The 16,336-nt window shown below is 68.6% G+C and carries 14 protein-coding genes; 4 read left to right on the forward strand and 10 right to left on the reverse strand.

Features of this window, described 5'->3' with window-relative positions; all coding sequences use genetic code 11:
- Nucleotides 1-18: 18 nt before the first annotated feature.
- Together hrcA and grpE are read left to right on the forward strand one after the other, a co-directional pair.
- On the forward strand, nt 19-1,113 hold the full coding sequence (gene hrcA, locus EGY25_RS06490) for a heat-inducible transcriptional repressor HrcA (RefSeq protein ID WP_135195544.1): 1,095 nt from the start codon (nt 19-21) through the stop codon (nt 1,111-1,113).
- A gap of 65 nt (nt 1,114-1,178) precedes the next feature.
- Entirely contained in the window at nt 1,179-1,751 is a 573-nt protein-coding gene (grpE, locus tag EGY25_RS06495; protein ID WP_245159469.1) for a nucleotide exchange factor GrpE, read from the forward strand.
- Between the two features lie 24 nt (nt 1,752-1,775).
- On the opposite strand, the gene EGY25_RS06500 is transcribed toward grpE, so the two are convergent.
- The 7 genes from EGY25_RS06500 to EGY25_RS06530 form a co-directional block, all read right to left on the reverse strand.
- On the reverse strand, nt 1,776-3,860 hold the full coding sequence (locus EGY25_RS06500; protein WP_245159470.1) for a S8 family peptidase: 2,085 nt from the start codon (nt 3,858-3,860) through the stop codon (nt 1,776-1,778).
- A 243-nt stretch (nt 3,861-4,103) separates the two neighbouring features.
- The gene (locus EGY25_RS06505; RefSeq protein ID WP_135194220.1) at nt 4,104-5,003 is read right to left on the reverse strand and encodes a dienelactone hydrolase family protein; all 900 of its coding nucleotides are present in this window, start codon (nt 5,001-5,003) and stop codon (nt 4,104-4,106) included.
- Between the two features lie 140 nt (nt 5,004-5,143).
- Nucleotides 5,144-6,748 (reverse strand): bifunctional phosphoribosylaminoimidazolecarboxamide formyltransferase/IMP cyclohydrolase, encoded by a 1,605-nt coding sequence (gene purH / locus EGY25_RS06510; RefSeq protein ID WP_135194221.1) that lies wholly within the window; start codon nt 6,746-6,748, stop codon nt 5,144-5,146.
- A 72-nt stretch (nt 6,749-6,820) separates the two neighbouring features.
- Complete coding sequence (locus tag EGY25_RS06515; RefSeq protein ID WP_135194222.1) at nt 6,821-8,659, reverse strand: heparinase II/III family protein; 1,839 nt, start codon at nt 8,657-8,659, stop codon at nt 6,821-6,823.
- Nucleotides 8,656-9,321: a ribulose-phosphate 3-epimerase gene (gene rpe, locus EGY25_RS06520; RefSeq protein WP_135194223.1), complete on the reverse strand. Its 666-nt coding sequence runs from the start codon at nt 9,319-9,321 to the stop codon at nt 8,656-8,658. The genes EGY25_RS06515 and rpe overlap by 4 nt, the downstream gene beginning before the upstream one ends.
- A gap of 47 nt (nt 9,322-9,368) precedes the next feature.
- Entirely contained in the window at nt 9,369-10,709 is a 1,341-nt protein-coding gene (locus tag EGY25_RS06525; RefSeq protein ID WP_135194224.1) for an RsmB/NOP family class I SAM-dependent RNA methyltransferase, read from the reverse strand.
- A gap of 47 nt (nt 10,710-10,756) precedes the next feature.
- A complete protein-coding gene (locus EGY25_RS06530; protein ID WP_135194225.1) occupies nt 10,757-12,733 on the reverse strand; it encodes a potassium transporter Kup in 1,977 nt (658 codons plus the stop codon).
- Nucleotides 12,734-12,901: 168 nt separating this feature from the next.
- On the opposite strand from EGY25_RS06530, the gene EGY25_RS06535 reads away from it, so the two are divergent.
- On the forward strand, nt 12,902-13,372 hold the full coding sequence (locus EGY25_RS06535) for an Rrf2 family transcriptional regulator (RefSeq protein ID WP_135194226.1): 471 nt from the start codon (nt 12,902-12,904) through the stop codon (nt 13,370-13,372).
- A gap of 7 nt (nt 13,373-13,379) precedes the next feature.
- Nucleotides 13,380-14,177: an SDR family NAD(P)-dependent oxidoreductase gene (locus EGY25_RS06540; protein ID WP_135194227.1), complete on the forward strand. Its 798-nt coding sequence runs from the start codon at nt 13,380-13,382 to the stop codon at nt 14,175-14,177.
- A gap of 168 nt (nt 14,178-14,345) precedes the next feature.
- Here the strand turns inward: EGY25_RS06540 and lpdA are convergent, their stop codons facing one another.
- From lpdA to EGY25_RS06555, 3 genes are read right to left on the reverse strand one after another with little or no spacing between them, the layout of a single operon-like run.
- Nucleotides 14,346-15,740 carry a dihydrolipoyl dehydrogenase gene (gene lpdA / locus EGY25_RS06545; protein WP_135194228.1) on the reverse strand — a complete coding sequence of 465 codons (1,395 nt, stop codon included), beginning with the start codon at nt 15,738-15,740 and terminating at the stop codon, nt 14,346-14,348.
- A gap of 11 nt (nt 15,741-15,751) precedes the next feature.
- A complete protein-coding gene (locus EGY25_RS06550; RefSeq protein ID WP_135194229.1) occupies nt 15,752-16,117 on the reverse strand; it encodes a type II toxin-antitoxin system VapC family toxin in 366 nt (121 codons plus the stop codon).
- Nucleotides 16,111-16,323, reverse strand: coding sequence for a ribbon-helix-helix protein, CopG family (locus EGY25_RS06555; protein WP_135194230.1), 213 nt, complete (start codon nt 16,321-16,323; stop codon nt 16,111-16,113). Before EGY25_RS06555 ends, EGY25_RS06550 begins: the two co-directional genes overlap by 7 nt.
- Nucleotides 16,324-16,336 lie beyond the last annotated feature (13 nt).

Here is a 16,336-nt window from a genome sequence, read left to right on the forward strand (position 1 = left end):
TATCCTGAAACCGTGAGCCTGTATGCCCCCAAAACCCCGCCGTTCGATGGCGCCCAGTCTCTCGCGGGACTGGCGGGGCTGGATGCACGCGCGCGCGACATCTTCCGCCGCATCGTCGAGAGCTATCTGGAAACGGGCGAGCCGGTCGGATCCAGGACCCTGTCGTTGGGGGGCATCGCCCTGTCGCCGGCCTCGATCCGCAACACCATGCAGGACCTGACCCTGGCGGGGCTGCTGGCTGCGCCCCATACCTCGGCGGGGCGTATCCCGACCCACGCCGGCCTGCGTCTGTTCGTCGACGGCCTCCTGGAAGTCGGCGACCTGACGCAAGAAGAGCGGCGCGAGATCGACGGGCGTCTGGCGGGGCGCGGGCGCAACTTCGAATCCGCTCTGGACGAGGCGTCCAACCTTTTGTCCGGCCTGGCGGGCGGCGCGGGGGTGGTTTCCAGCCCAGTGCGCGATTCCGGGGTCAAGCACGTCGAGTTCGTGGCCCTGGGCGGGGATCAGGCCTTGGCGGTGATCGTCGCCGACGACGGCACGGTCGAGAACCGGATCATGACCCTGTCTGCGGGCGTCACGCCGTCCACCCTGGTCGAGGCCTCCAACTTCCTCAACGCCCGCCTGCGCGGCCGCCCCTTCGCCGACGCCAAGCGCGAGATGACGCACGAGTTGGAAATCGCCCGGCGCGAGCTGGACCAGACCGCAGCCCGCCTGGTCGAGGACGGGTTCGCCGCCTGGTCCGGCGGACAGGACCGCGAGCGCGCCCTGATCGTGCGCGGCCGCGCCAATCTGCTGCAGGACGGCGAGGGGCTGGCGGACCTGGAACGGGTGCGCGTCCTGTTCGACGACCTGGAGCAGAAGGAGCAGCTGATCGGTCTGCTGGACGGCGTCGATGCGGCCCAGGGCGTGCGCATTTTCATCGGCGCCGAAACACGGTTGTTTTCACTTTCGGGTTCCGCCGTGATCGCGGCGCCCTATATGAGCGGCCGACAAAGGGTTCTGGGCGCCATCGGCGTCATAGGGCCCGCTAGGTTGAACTACGCCCGTGTCATTCCGTTGGTGGACTATACCGCCCGGGTGCTGGGCCGGATGCTGGACGGGAACGACAAGTGAGCGACAAACCCCTTAACGACGAATTCGACGCCTTGGATGCGGCCGAGACCGACGCCGAACACGGCCTGGACGCCCATCCTTCTGAAAATCGGGGGGACGATCTGACGCCCCTGGACGCCGTCATCGCCGAGCGCGACGAGTGGAAGGATCGCGCCCTGCGCGTCGCCGCCGAGATGGAAAACCTGAAGCGCCGTTCGGAGACGCAACAGAACGACGCCCGAGCCTTCGCCATTCAGCGCTTCGCCAAGGATCTGCTGGGCGTGGCCGACAATCTGGAACGCGCCCTGATGGCCGCGCCCAAGGACGCCGAGGGCGCCACCGCCGGTCTGGTGACCGGGCTGGAACTGACGCAGAAAGCCCTGCTTCAGGCCTTCGACAGCAATGGCCTGAAGCGTGTCGCGCCTGAAGCCGGCGAGGCCTTCAACCCGCACCTGCATCAGGCGATGATGGAACAGCCGTCGGACACCGTGCCCGGCGGATCGGTGCTCCAGACCATGCAGTCCGGCTTCGAACTGTTCGGCCGCACCGTTCGGCCCGCCATGGTCGTGGTCGCCGCCAAGGGCTCGGGCGCGCAAGCCCAGAATCCCTACGGCGCCGCGCAGGCGCCCGAAGGTCAGGCCTTCGACGGCAAGGCCTGATCCCGGATCAGCGGGCGGCGTCGGTCAGAACTGACGCCGCCAGGCTCCGATCAGGGCGAACTCCGGCGCGGCGTCCGCCACATGGCGAGGCTCGCGGCTGGCCACGGCCTGCAAGGTCATGCTGGAGCCGTCCCACAGCCGACGCTCGCCGCCCAGGATGAAGTCGATCTGACGACCGCTGGGCGACGCAGAGAAGCTGCGCCGCGAATAGGTCAGCGGGTCGAAATACTCGACCGGCACATCGGCCAGCAGCGCCGAGAAGGTCCCGCTCTCGATCCGCAGCGGCTGCGACAGGGTGAAGCTGATCCGGTCGCATACCATCGTACAGCCGGTCAGCAGGCCCAGCCGCCAGTTCGAACTGATCGCCGCCTGATCCATCGACAGGAACCGCCCTTCGATCTGCGTCGACCCCATGCCCGCTTCGCCCATCAGTCGCAGACCCGGCCTCAGCGTCCAGTCGCCGCCCACGGCGTAGAAGCTGGTGCGCGACGGCAGGGCGAAGTCCGACCCGCCGGGCAGGAAGGCGCCCAACGGCCCAAGACGTTCATCCAGGGCGCCGACGCTGAACGACAGGCCGCCCTCGGCGCCCCGCCATCCGATCGCCGCCCGGCTATAGGTCGAGGCGTCCTGTTCAACCTGGCGCAGCGGCATGCGGCGGTCGCCGCCGCCGCTTTCCGCCGACACGGTAACGGCGCCGAACCGCATCGCGCCGCGCACCGCATGATCGGCCTGGGCCAGGGACGCGAACCCATCGCCGGCCGAGCCTTCGAACGGCGACGCCGCCCCGCCCTTGCCCTGCCAGACCGAGAAGTTCATCCGGCCGGTTTCCAGGTCCAGCATCGCCTCCTGGCGCGGTTCGTCGCCCATCCACGGCGCATCATAGAGGTCGTGACGCGGCGCCACGGGTTCGGGCGTCGCGCTGGGCTGGGCCGCGATCAGGTTCAGCCGTCCGCCGCCCGGCAGGGCCAGGGTGGTGGTGGCGGTGGTGTTCTGTTCGAAGGGCGCGGCCTGATAGGATCGGCTGGGCGCCGTCGGATAGGCCCCGCCCAACTGCACAGCAAACATCCGGTCATAGGCGTCGTACAGCACCGTGTTCAGCGCGCTCTGACGCAGGAAGGCGTCGCCGAAGGCCGCGCCGACGAAACTGCCCGGCTCGGTGATGGTGACGATGGAGCTTCCGTCCGCCATCGGGGTGGAGGTCGTGCCGACCGGGCGGAAGGCGCCGGTCATGTCCAGCAGGCCGCGCCCATAGACGATGTCGGTTCCCGGATCGCCCGCATCACGCGCCGTATCGACCAAGATGGCCAAGGCCGCCCGCGCGGTCAGGTTGGGGAAGGCCTGCATCAGCAGCGCCAGGGCGCCCGAAACATGTGGGGCCGAGAATGAGGTGCCGTTGACCCGCCAGCAGGACGTGCCTTCGCAGCCGGTGATGACGTCTTCGCCCGGCGCTGAAATATAGCCGGACGCCGTATCACCGGCCCGGTTCGAGAAGCTGGACATCACATCGGTCGCGCCATGCGAACCGACCGCGATCACACTGCCGGCGAAGCGCGGATCGATGGCGTAGCGCGCGGGCCATCCCGGATTGGCCTCGCCGTCATTGCCGGATGACGCCACGATCACAGCGCCCGCGTTGACGGCCCGCAACAGCGCCGCCTCGAACGCCGAGCCCAGCCGCCCGTCGCCGCCCAGCGACATGTTGATGATCTTGACCCCGTTGGCGACGGCGTAGTCCAGGGCGCGCACCAGGTCCGAACTGCTGAAACAGACCTCGGTGTTCTCGTCCGTGCAGTCCGAGATGTCGGTGCGGATCGACAGAATGGTCGATTGATAGGCCACGCCGATCGTGCCGAAACCGTTGAAGTTCGAGGCGATGACGCCCGACACCCGTGTGCCGTGGCTGCTCGACGCGACATAGGGGGTGTTGCGGCCCAAAACCACGTCGGTCGAGGCGCTGGAAATCCGCCCTTCAAGCTCGGGCAAGGTGTTGGCGATGCCGGAATCGACGACGGCGACGGTGACGCCTGACCCGGTCGCCCCGGCCTGCCAGCCGACCTGGGCCTTCATATTGGCCAGGCCATAGTTCCGCAGATATTCGCTCGATGTCACCGAGGGCGGCGGCGGGGGCGGCGGGGGCGGCGGGGGCGGAGGAGGAGGCGGGGGTGGCGGAGGAGGGGGCGGTGGAACAGGGGGCGTGATCGTGCCGCCACCGCCGCCTCCCCCGCCTCCGCACGCGGCCAGCGGAAGGAACAACAGGCTCAGGCCCAGAACGACCGCCCCGCGACGCCGCAATCCGTTCATATCCAACCCTCCACTCAGGCCGCCCTCCGCAGCCTTCACATCAGTAACGCCCTAATTCTTTAACGCTTTATCGAAGGTCGCCAGCAGTTTGGACCAGCCGTCCCTGGCGTCCGTCTCGGAATAGCTGGCGCGGTAGTCGGCGTGGAAACCGTGCTGGGCGTCGGGATAGACAACGATCTGGCTGCCCGTCTGGCCGGCGCGCGCCAGGGCCTCGCGCATCCGCTCCACGCTGGCCAGCGGAATGCCCTGATCCTGTCCGCCGTACAGGCCCAGCACCGGCGCCTTGAGGTCATCGGCGACATCGACCGGCCAGGGCTGACCCGACGAGATCTGCACCGGCGTCGCATCGGCGGCGGGCGCCAGACGGCCGTACCAGGCCACGCCGGCGCCGATGGCGGCGAAGCGGGCCGCCGCCTGCCACACCACCTTGCCGCCCCAGCAATAACCGGTGATCCCGACCTTGCCGTCCTTGGCCCACGATTGCTGGCTGGCCCACTCCAGCGTCGCCGACAGATCGCCCATCACCTGCTCATAGTTCGCGGCGCCGACGATCTGCATGATCCGCTGCATGTCCGACAGGGGCGCGGGATCCTCGACCCGGTTGAAGAAGGCGGGCGCGATGGCGGCATAGCCCTGCTTGGCCAGGCGGCGGCAGATGTCGCGGATATATTCGTGGACGCCGAAGATCTCGGACACCACGACGACCACCGGAAAGGGCCCGTCGCCCGCAGGCCGCGCCACATAGGCCGGAAGCTGGAACCCATCCGGCGCGGCATAGGTCACGGTCTCCGTGGCCAGACCCGCGTCGTCGGTGGTGATCGGCTTGGCCTCCTTCGCCAGCGCCGCGACCGCATAGCCGGAGAACAGCAGCCCCCCGAGCGCCCCCAGGCTTCGTCGGCTCAGCTTCAGATCGTCGGCGGTCTGGCCTTCGGGGCGGATCAGGACGGTCATCGGCAGGGGCTCCGGTCATCTGTCAGATAATCGACAGTGGCCCCGGCCGTTATCCGCGTCCAGTCACGAAGACGCGCAAGGAAGGGCGCTCAGGCAGCGAGCGACCGCGTCGCGAGCGTTAGCGCCCTTCCTTCCCAGCATCAGTGCCTGAAAACGCGCACGCCGGTGAAGGCCATGGCGATCCCCTTCTCGTCGGCGGCGGCGATGACCTCGGCGTCGCGCATCGAGCCGCCGGGCTGGATCACCGCCGTAGCGCCGGCCGCGACCGCTTCCAGCAGGCCGTCGGCGAAGGGGAAGAAGGCTTCGGAGGCGCAGGCGGAACCTTCGGCCAGGGACTGGGTCAGGCCCTTGGCCTCGCCGGCCTCCTTGGCGCGGATGGCGGCGATACGGGCGCTATCGCGGCGGTTCATCTGGCCGGCGCCGATGCCGGCGGTCTGGCCGTCCTTGGCGTAGACGATGGCGTTGGACTTGACGTGTTTGGCCACGGTGAAGGCGAACAGCATGTCCTGGATCTCGGTCGGCGTCGGCTGGCGCTGGGTGACGATCTTCAGGTCCGACGGCTTGATCAGCGACCGGTCGCGGCTCTGCACCAGGAAGCCGCCGGCGACCGCGCGGAAGACCTCGCCCGGCCCGTACGGGTCAGGCAGGCCGTCGGTGATCAGCAGGCGCAGGTTCTTCTTGGCGGCGAAGACTTGCTTGGCTTCGTCATCCGCGCCGGGGGCGATGACCACCTCGGTGAAGATGCCGGTGATGGCGCGGGCGTCGTCGCCGTTCAGCGGCCGGTTGACAGCGATCACGCCGCCAAAGGCCGAGACGGCGTCGCATTCCAGGGCGCGGGCATAGGCTTCCGACAGGTCCTTGCCCACGGCCACGCCGCAGGGGTTGGCGTGTTTGACGATGACCACGGCCGGGGCCTCGAACTCGGCGACCAGCTCATAGGCGGCGTCGGCGTCGGCGATGTTGTTGTAGCCCAGCTCCTTGCCCTGGATCTGGGTCGCATGGGCCACGCCCGGACGGGCCTCGCCGGTGCGATAGAAGGCGCCGGTCTGGTGCGGGTTCTCGCCGTAGCGCAGGGTCTGGGCCAGAGAACCGGCGATGGATTTGCGGGCCGGGGCGACGTCCTCGACCTGGCTTGCGAACCAGCCGGAGACGGCGGCGTCATAGGCGGCGGTGCGGGCGAAGGCGCGGGCGGCCAGGCGTTTGCGCAGGGCCAGATCGGTCGAACCCTCGGCCTTCAGCGCCTCAAGGATCAGGCCGATGGACTCGCCGTCGACGGCGACGGCGACATAGCCGTGGTTCTTGGAACCCGAACGGATCATGGCCGGGCCGCCGATGTCGATGTTCTCGACCGCCGCCTCGAACGAGCCGCCCGCCGCAACGGTGGATTCGAACGGATAGAGGTCGATCCAGACGATATCGATGGCGCCGATGCCGTGGTCGGTCATGGCCTGGGCATGGTCGGCGGCGTCGCGCACGCCCAGCAGGCCGCCATGGACGATGGGGTGCAGGGTCTTGACCCGGCCGTCCATCATTTCGGGGAAGCCGGTCAGGTCGGTCACGTCCTTGACCGGCAGGCCCAGCTTCTCGATCGCCCCGCGCGTGCCGCCGGTCGAGACCAGTTCGACGCCCAGGTCATGCAGGGTGCGAGCGGCGTCTTCCAGCCCGGCCTTGTCGGACAGGGAGATCAGGGCGCGTTGCGGCTTCACCTGATCGGGCGCGGGCGGAAAGTCGGGAGCGGCGGGCATGAGGCGGCGTCCGTGAAGGCTGGGGGGAGGATGGCGCGCCCTCTAGACCCAAACCGGCGCTGCGTCACCCTTCTACGTCGGATCGCCGCTCGCGCCGGCCGGGCTCAGCTTCCAGCGGATCTTGCTCTCGCTGTCGGTCCGGGCCGAGCCGCGCACCACGATCTGCAAGCTGCGGCGCGTCAGGCCGGCGTCGATGTGGACGCTGGGCTCGATGGCCACGTCGGGACCGTCGGTCCTGAACCACCAGCCCCGGCCCGAGGCGCCGCGCAGCAGGATCGAGCGGCGGTCGCGCGCCAGCGAGGCCTGAACCCCTGGTTCCAGATGGAAACGGATGGCGTAGGGGGCCGCGATCTGGCGCACCATCTCCTTGCGTCCCGGCGTCGGGAACAGCTTCTCCTCGGCCCGCAGCTCGTCCAGCCGCTGGTCGAGATACAGCCGCCGCTGGTGGTTCAGGCCGAACAACTCGTTCCTGCCGTCATGCTCCATCTCCAGCCAGACGGCGCCGTCGCCGTCGCGCAGGCCCGTCGTCACATGGATCGGCGGCCCGACCAGGCGCGGGCCCAGCAGATCGCCCTTCCAGCCGCCCAGGGGCTCGTTCAGCGACCGCTCGCCCAGGGTCAGGGTCGAATGGGCGGGCGTCAGGCGAAGGGCCTGGCGATCGGTCGAGGCCGGGGTCCAGCCCGAGCCTGTGACCAGTCGGTCCTTGCCACAGGCGATCTCCAGCGCCATCGGCTGGGCGCAGGCGGCGGCGCCCCAGGCGCCTCGGGCCGGCGGGGCCGCATCCGCCATGATGGTCAGCAGCGGGCTGGCGATGCGCGTCAGGCCGGCGACCGTGCCGGCGGGCGAATGGGCGGGATCGCCCTTGGCCGGGGCGGCCTCGTCGTCATGGGCGCGGGCCGCCGCGACCCGCTCGGCGCTCGAAGGCCCGCCGCCCTGGAAGCTGGCCAGACGGCCGTCGGGCAGGGTCAGAAGGCGCAAGCCCTGCGTCAGCCGCGCTATGGCCGCCGAAACACCGTCCGGCGTCGGCTCGGACAGTTGCGACAGGGCGTCGTCCAGCGTCAGCAGGTCGAGCAGAAGCTCCAGCCCCGCCTCGGGACTGCGCGTGGCATGACCGCCGTCGTCCTGGACCGTGGCCTTCAAGGCGCCGTCCAGCCGAGCCAGCGCGCGACGACGCAAGGCCTGTCCCGGCGCGCCGGCCAGGACGCAGCCGCCGATGGCCGCCGCCGTCAGCCGTTCCGCCCGGCTGGCCAGCCCGCCGGGCGGACGCAGCAGCTGACGCGTCTGGCGCGCCAGGCTGTCGGCCAGCTTCAGCCGTTCGGCCTCGGTCGCGACGGCGCCCATCCGCCGCGCGCCGCACGCCAGATTGACCACCCGCCGCCCCAGGATTTCCGGGCCCCAGGCGAAGGGCGACCAGCGGGCGAAGGCGTCGGCCCAGGCCAGGGTCAAACGCAACGCCTCGCGCGCGCCCCGCTCGCCCTGGGCCATCAAGCCCGGCAGCCAGGCGAAGGCGTGAAGCTCGACCGCGAACGGCCGCGAGGGGCTGGGCCGGTTCCACGGATCGGACGGCGCCTCGACCTCCATCGAGGCCCCTGCCAGCATGAAACGTCCGGCCAGCACATTGCGGCCAGGCGCCGGATCATGGGGGCGGAAGTCGCGCGGCGTGGCGGCGAAGGCCGTCACCTTGCCGCCGCCCAAGGTCAGTCCATAGCCGGGCAGGCCATAGAGTTCGATCCACAGCTGTCGCGTCGCCACCCGCCCGGCGATGGCGGGCCACAGGCCCGGTCCCGCGATCGTATCGCCCGAGCGCACCGGCGTGCGCACCGGGGCGCCGGGCAGGCCGGGGATCTGGCCCGAAGCGACGTCCAGCGTGGTTTCCTGCCCGCGCGGGGCGAAGGGGCCGAGCGGGCTCACGATACAGCCGGAGCGGCTTTCAGGGCGGCGATATTGGTCGCGTAATCGCCCTTGAACACAAAGGACCCGGCGACCAGCGCATCGGCCCCGGCGGCGACGCAGGCCCCGGCGTTGGCCGAGGTCACGCCGCCGTCCACCTGCAGGTGCGCCGCCGAACCGGCGCGGTCCAGAATGGTCCGCGCGCCGGCGATCTTGCGCAGGGAACTATCGATGAACTTCTGGCCGCCGAAGCCCGGATTGACCGACATGATCAGCACCAGATCCACCAGGTCGACCACTTCTTCCAGGATCGACAGCGGCGTCGCCGGATTGAACACCACGCCCGCCTTGGCGCCCAGCTGGCGAATACGGCCCAGGGTGCGGTGCAGGTGCGGCCCGCTCTCGGGATGGACGGTCAGGACATCGGCGCCGGCCTCGCGGAACGCCTCCAGCCACGGATCGACCGGCGCGACCATCAGGTGCACATCGAACGGCAGGCGCGTATGCGGCCGGATGGCCTTCACGATGTCGGGGCCCAGGGTGATGTTCGGCACGAAATGCCCATCCATCACATCGACGTGGATCCAGTCGGCGCCCGCCGCCTCCAGCGCGCGAACTTCTTCACCCAGCCGCGCGAAATCGCTGGCGAGGATCGACGGACAGATCAGAGGGGTAACGGCCATGGCCTTCCGGATAAGGCGGGTTGCGGGCGGGAGCAAGGCGCTCCCGCTCAGGAAACCCGTTCCAGCCTGGCGGCGAAGAAGCCGTCGAGGCCGCCGTGTTCGGCCCACATGGAGGGCAGGATGCGCAGCCAGCCTTCGGGCGTCAGGGCCTCTGGCGGGGCGCCAAGGGCGGCCGGATCGGCGGCGACGGTGCGGAAGGCGGGGTTGCGGCGCAGGAAGGCGATGATCTGGGTCTCGCCCTCCTCGCGTTCCAGCGAACAGGTGCAATAGACCATCCGGCCGCCCGGCTTGACCCGTTCGGCGGCGACGTCGAGCAGGCGGTGCTGGACATCGGCCAGTTTGGCGACCTCGGCGGGCTTGGTGGCGCGCAGGACTTCCGGATTGCGGCGGAAGGTGCCGGTGGCCGTGCAGGGGGCGTCCAACAGGACGGCGTCGAAGGTGCGGGCGTCCTCCCAGTCTTCGGCGGGAACGGCGATCACCTCGGCGGTCAGGCCGGTGCGCTCCAGGTTCTGGGTCAGGCGTTTCAGGCGTGGGGCCGAACGGTCCAGGGCGACGACCGAGGCGCCGGCGGCGGCCAGTTGCAGGGTCTTGCCGCCCGGCGCGGCGCACATGTCCAGGGCGGTCTCGCCCGGTTTCACGTCCAGCAGACGACCGGGTACGGCGGCGGCGGCGTCCTGCACCCACCAGTCGCCGTCGTCGAAGCCGGGCCAGGAGGCGACATCGCCGCGACGGCCGGTGCGCACGGTTCCACCCTCAAGCGCCTCGCCCTCGACGGCGGCGGCTACGGCTGCGGGATCGACGCCGGGCTTCAGGCTGAGATCGGTCGCCGGTTCCTCGCGTGCGGCGAGCGCCAGACCGGCCAGGGCGGCCTCGCCATAGGTCGCCTTCCAGCGGGCGGCGATCCAGTCGGGCAGATTGCTCTCGGCCGTGGTCAGGCCGGGGCCTTCGCGACCGACGCCACGCAGCACGGCGTTGACCAGGTTCTTGTAGGGCCGGGTCTTGGGATCGCGCTCGGCCAGTTTCACGGCCGTGGAGACCGCGGCGAAGGCGGGGGTTTCAAGCACCAGGGTCTGGGCCAGGGCGATGCGCATCAGGGTGCGGACGGCCTCGGGCGGGGACTTCTTCAGGCGGCGGTTCAGGATATGATCGATCTCGCCCAGGCGACGCAGGGCCGCCATCGCCACGGCGCGGGCGAAGGCGCGGTCCACGGGCTCCAGCGCGCGGGCGGCCGGTTGCGACAGGGCTTCGTCCAGGCCGTTGCGCTTTTCCAAGGCCGCGTTCAGCAGGATGCCGGCGACCACCCGGGCCTCGACGCCGATGTCGTCCTGCGACGGTGCGGGGGCGGCGTCCACGGCCGGAGCGGGGCGCAGGCGACCCTTGACAGCCATGCGGCGCCCACGCGCCTGCGAACTCTGTCCGCCTCGTCCCTCAGCACTCATACGGCCACCTGCGCGCCCAGCTCGACCACGCGGCCGGGGGGAATATGGAAGAAGTCGGTCGGATTGGCCGCGTTGCGCATCAGGAAGATGAACAGCCGGTCCTGCCACAACGGCATGCCCTGTCGCGCCGACGGGATCAGCGAGCGGCGACCCAGGAAGAAGCTGGTCGACATGATGTCGAACTTCAGCCCCTGCTTGCGACACAGACCCAGAGCGCGCGGCACGTTCGGCGTTTCCATGAAGCCGTATGTGACCGTGACCTTTTTGAAGTCGTCGTTGATCGGCTCCATCTTGACCCGGTCGGCCTCCTTGACGCGCGGCCGTTCGGAGGTGCGGACCGTCAGGATGACGTTCTTCTCGTGCAGCACCTTGTTGTGCTTGAGATTGTGCATCAGGGCGACGGGGGCGACGTCCGGGTCGCTGGTCAGGAAAATGGCCATACCGGGCGCGCGGTGCGGCGGACGGGCCTGCAACATCTCGATCAGGTCGTTCAGGGGCAGGCTGTCCTTGCGCGTCTTGGCGGTCAGGATCTGGGTGCCGCGCACCCAGGTCCACATGATCACCACCAGACAGGCGCCCAGCACCAGCGGCATCCAGGCTCCGTCGGGGATCTTCAGCAGATTGGAGGTCAGGAAGACGCTGTCGATGAAGGCGAACGGAATGAGGGTCCCGGCCACCGCCCACATCGGCCATTTCCAGCCCTTGCGAATGACGGAATAGGCCATCAGCGTATTGACCAGCATGGTCCCCGTCACCGCCACGCCATAGGCGGCGGTCAGATTGTGCGAGCTTTGGAACACGACCAGCAGCACCAGCACCCCGATCATCAGGAAGGTGTTCACCGCCGGCACGAAGATCTGCCCGGCCTGGGTCTCGGACGTGTTTCTGATGTCGATGCGCGGCAACAGACCCAATTGGACGGCCTGTTGCGTGACCGAGAAGGCGCCGGTGATCACGGCCTGAGAGGCGATGACGGTGGCCGCGGTCGCCAGAATCAGCATGGGCCAATAGGCGAACTGCGGCACCATGTTCCAGAACGGATTTTCCGCAGCGGCCGGATTGTCCAGGATCAGGGCGCCCTGACCCAGATAGTTCAACGTCAGGCAGGGCAGGACGAAGGCCAGCCAACCCATGCGGATCGGCGCCTTTCCAAAATGGCCCATGTCCGCATACAGGGCCTCGGCCCCGGTCACGGCCAGAAAGACGCTGCCCAGGATGATGAAGCCCAAAAAGCCGTCATTGATCAGAAGCATGACGCCATAGTGGGGCGACAGGGCGCGCAGCACGCTGATGTCGTCGAAGATATGATACAGACCCAGCGCGCCCAGGCTCAGGAACCATACGGCGGTGATCGGGCCGAAATATTTGGCCAGGCTGGCGGTGCCGCGCGACTGGACCATGAACAGGGCGATCAGGATGCCGGCCGAGATCGGCACGATGAAGGCGTCCAGCTTGCCCGCCAGACCGGGCGCGTCCTGCAATCCTTCCACCGCCGACAGCACGGAAATGGCGGGCGTGATGATGCCGTCGCCATAGAAAAGGGCCGCGCCGCAGACGCCCAGGATGAAGATCCAGGCGCTGCGTCGACCGACGGCGACCTGGGCCAGGGCCATCAGCGACAGGGTGCCGCCCTCGCCCTTGTTGTCGGCGCGCATCAGGAAGAAGACGTATTTGAACGTCACCACCACCATCAGGGCCCAGAAGGCCAGGGAGACGACGCCGATCACGGCCAGGTCCCCGCCGACGCCCGACTGGGCATGGGCGATCGCTTCGCGCAGGGCGTAAAGCGGACTGGTGCCGATGTCGCCGAACACCACGCCGATCGCACCCACGGTCAGAGCCCAGAAGCCGCCGTGCTTGGCGATCTGGCCCCCTTGGGCGTGGGACTCGGGTCCCGTGGCGTGGGTGGGTTTGTCCGGCGTGTTCGACGCGGCGGGGAGAGCGCCCGCGTCGTGGGGAGTATCCCCGGCCATGCGTATCCTCCGGGTCTCCGACGCGGCGTCGGTCCCTTCAAAGCGGCGAGCCTTTAGGCTCATTCCGCGCGGTCTTCAATCGTGCCGAAGGGGATTCGGTTTCGGCGTTCTGCGGATCGATTTGTGATTCAGGCCATGAGCGCCTATTTTCACACTAGGAACAAAATCATGTCAGACAGCCAGCGCTTCCCCGTCGCCGCCCATGCCCTGGCCTATATGGCCCACAAGGGCGCCTATGGCCCTGCCCAGGCGGCGCCCAGCGGGGTGCTGGCCTCGTCCATCCCGACCAACCCCGTCGTGGTCCGTCGCGTGACGGCCCTGCTGGCCAAGGCCGGGCTGATCGCCACCCGTCCCGGCGCCACCGGCGGCTCGTGGCTGCTGCGTCGGCCAGAGGACATCCGGCTGGACGAGGTGCTGAAGGCCGTGAACGGCTGCGCCCACATCGGCTCGCCCCCCGCCGGCGCCAAGGGCTGCCCGATCAGCGAACATATTCCGCGCCAGGTCGCCAAGGCCCTGACCGCCGCCGACGAGGCCGCGACCGAAGCCCTGTCCAAGATCACCATCGCGGACCTGTTGGCCGAGAATCCGATCTCGCTGGCCGCCTATGCGCCGCACAAGTCCTGCCCCGTCGCGGCCTGACGGTCGGATGAGCCGCACGGTTCTGATCACGGGCGCCTCGGCCGGCATCGGCGCAGCGCTCGCCCGGACCTATGCAGCCAGGGGCTGGAACCTGATCCTGACCGCGCGTCGTGAAGGCCCGCTGCAGGCTCTGGCCGACGAACTGACCGCCTCCCACGGCGTCGCCGCGACCGTCATCCCCGAAGACCTGTCCGACCCCGCCGCACCGGAACGGCTGGTCGCCGCCGTCGCATCTCGCGGCCTGAGCATCGACGGTCTGGTCAACAATGCGGGTTTCAGCCGCGTCACCGGCTTTCTTGACACGGACCTGGGCGCCCATCGCGCCATGATCCAGGTCATGCTGACCGCGCCGGTCGAGTTGTCGCGCCTGCTGCTGCCCGGCATGATCCAGCGTGGCTTCGGCCGGGTGCTGAACGTGGCCTCCTTGGCCGGCCAGATGCCCGCCACCGGCGGCGACACCCTGTATGGCCCGATCAAGAGCTTCCTGATCAAGGCGTCGCAGGGCCTGTATCTGGAGACGCTGGGGACCGGCGTCCACGTCACGGTCCTGAACCCCGGCTACACCCTGACCGAGTTTCACGACGTCAACGGCTCGCGCGAGCAGGTCTCGACCGCCTATCCGGCCTGGATGTGGATGGACGCCGCCCGCGTAGCCCGCATCGGCTACGACGCCTGCGAGGCCAACCGCCCCAGCGTCACGCCCGGCGTCATGAACAATGTCATGGCCGGCCTGGCCCGCTTCCTGCCCGACGGCCTGGCGCTGCGCATGGTGGCGAACCACGCGAAGCGGCTGGAGCGGCTTTAGGGTCAGCCTCCCACCCCACACCCCGTCATCCTAGGCCTTGTGCCTAGGATCCAGAATCCCGGTGCTGGGAAAGAATGCGACGTCTTCGACAGCGAGTGTATGGATCCTAGGCACAAGGCCTAGGATGACGAACTTTAGGGAGAAGGCGCCGAACTTCGGGCAACGGCCTCAAATATGGATCGCGTGCCCGAGGGCGCGCAAGGACGCCTCATGGAAGGCCTCGCCCAGCGTCGGGTGAATGTGGATGGTTCCCGCAACATCCTCCAGCACCGCCCCCATCTCCAGCATCTGGGCGAAGCTGTTGGACAATTCCGACACATGCTGGCCCACCGCCTGGATACCCAGGATGCGGTGATCGGACTTGGAGGCGATGACCCGGACGAAGCCGCCGTCCTCGCCCGCTTCGATCGCTAGGGCTCGGCCGATGGCGGCGAAGGGGAAGACCGACTGGATCACGTCGTCGCGGCCCGCGACATCGTTCGGGCCCAGACCGGCGGAAACGATCTCCGGCTCGGTGAAACAGACGGCGGCGATGGTGACGGGATCGAAGACCCGGTCATGACCGGCAATGATCTCCGCGACCACCTCGCCCTGAGCAGAACCCTTGTGCGCCAGCATGGGTTCGCCGGTCAGGTCGCCGACGGCCCAGACATTCTTCATGCTGGTGGCGCAGCGGTTGTCGATCTTCACGAACGGCCCGGCCATGGCGACGCCCATGTTCTCCAGACCCCACCCTTGCGTGCGCGGCCGACGGCCGACCGTGACCAGCACCTTGTCGGCGTCCAGTTGCAGCGGTTCGCCGTCCCTGGTCGTGATCGACAGTTTCCCGTCGCCGAACCCGCCGGCGCGTGCGCCCAGGTGCAACTCGACCCCGTGCTTCTCCAGCCACTTCGCGACCGGATCGGTCAGGGCCTTGTCGTAGAGCGGCAGGATGCGCTCGGCCATTTCGACGATGGCCACCTCGGCGCCCAGCTTCCTGAAGGCGATGCCCAGTTCCAGCCCGATATAGCCGCCGCCGACGACGACCAGCTTCTTCGGAACCTCCGACAGGCTCAGCGCCTCGGTCGAGGAGATGACGTCGCCGCCGAACGGCAGGAAGGGCAGTTCGACCGGCTCGGACCCCGTGGCCAGAATGACGTGTTCGGCGGTGATGCGTATCTCGCCGTCGTCGGTCTGGACGATGCAGGTCTTGGCGTCCTCGAACTTCGCCCAGCCCTTGATCACCTTGACCTTGGCCTTCTTCAGCAGGGCCGCGACCCCGGCGTTCAGCTTACGGACGATGCCGTCCTTCCACGCGACCGTCTGTTTCAGGTCGATGGCCGGCGCCGCAGCCGTGATCCCCAGCGTCCCGCCGCCGGCCGCCTTGGCTACGGTCTCGAACTTGCCCGCCGCATGGATGATGGCCTTGGAAGGAATACAGCCGACGTTCAGGCAGGTCCCGCCCAGCCCGTCGCCGCCGTCCACCAGCACGGTGTCCAGGCCCAACTGACCGCAACGGATGCCCGCGACATAGCCGCCGGTGCCCGCGCCGATGATGAGGACTTTGGTCTTGAGCTGCTGCATAGCGAGGCCTGTCACAGAATATAGGGAGTGCGGACGCCCGGCTCGTCGGTCGGGAAATCCTTCGTATTGCGAGTGACCAGCAATCGACCGGTCGTTTGCGCCGCCGCCCAGATGATGGCGTCAGGCAGTTTGAGACGCCGCGTCCTACGCAGTGAAACGGCGCGCTCGGCCACCGTGCCGTTCAAACCGATCACGGTGAACTCGTCTAGGAAGTGGCGAGTTGGCTCGGCCAGATGCTCGGGAATGCCGACCATGACTTCCATCCAGCTGATGATACTGATGGCGCGATCTTCGTAGCGGTCGATCTCAGCCTTCGCCTGCGGGAACCCTCTCAAATGGTCCACGAGGATGTTGGAATCGAAAAGCGCGGCTACCATTCGCTGCGAAGCTTCTCTTGGAACTCTAGGCCATCCGGTCCGTCGGCCCACAAGCCGAAGGCTTCCTGAACGCCCTTGCGGCGGTGACGGGCCAGATAGTCGTCGATGGCCGCGCGGATCACAGCCGCGCGCGGGCGCTGCTCAAGCTTGGCCAAGTCGTCGAGAGCGGCGACCTGAGCCTCGTTTGCATCCACTAGAATACGCATTCACGCCTCCATG

The sequence above is a fragment of the Brevundimonas intermedia genome (assembly GCF_004614235.1).
GTDB lineage: Bacteria > Pseudomonadota > Alphaproteobacteria > Caulobacterales > Caulobacteraceae > Brevundimonas > Brevundimonas intermedia_A.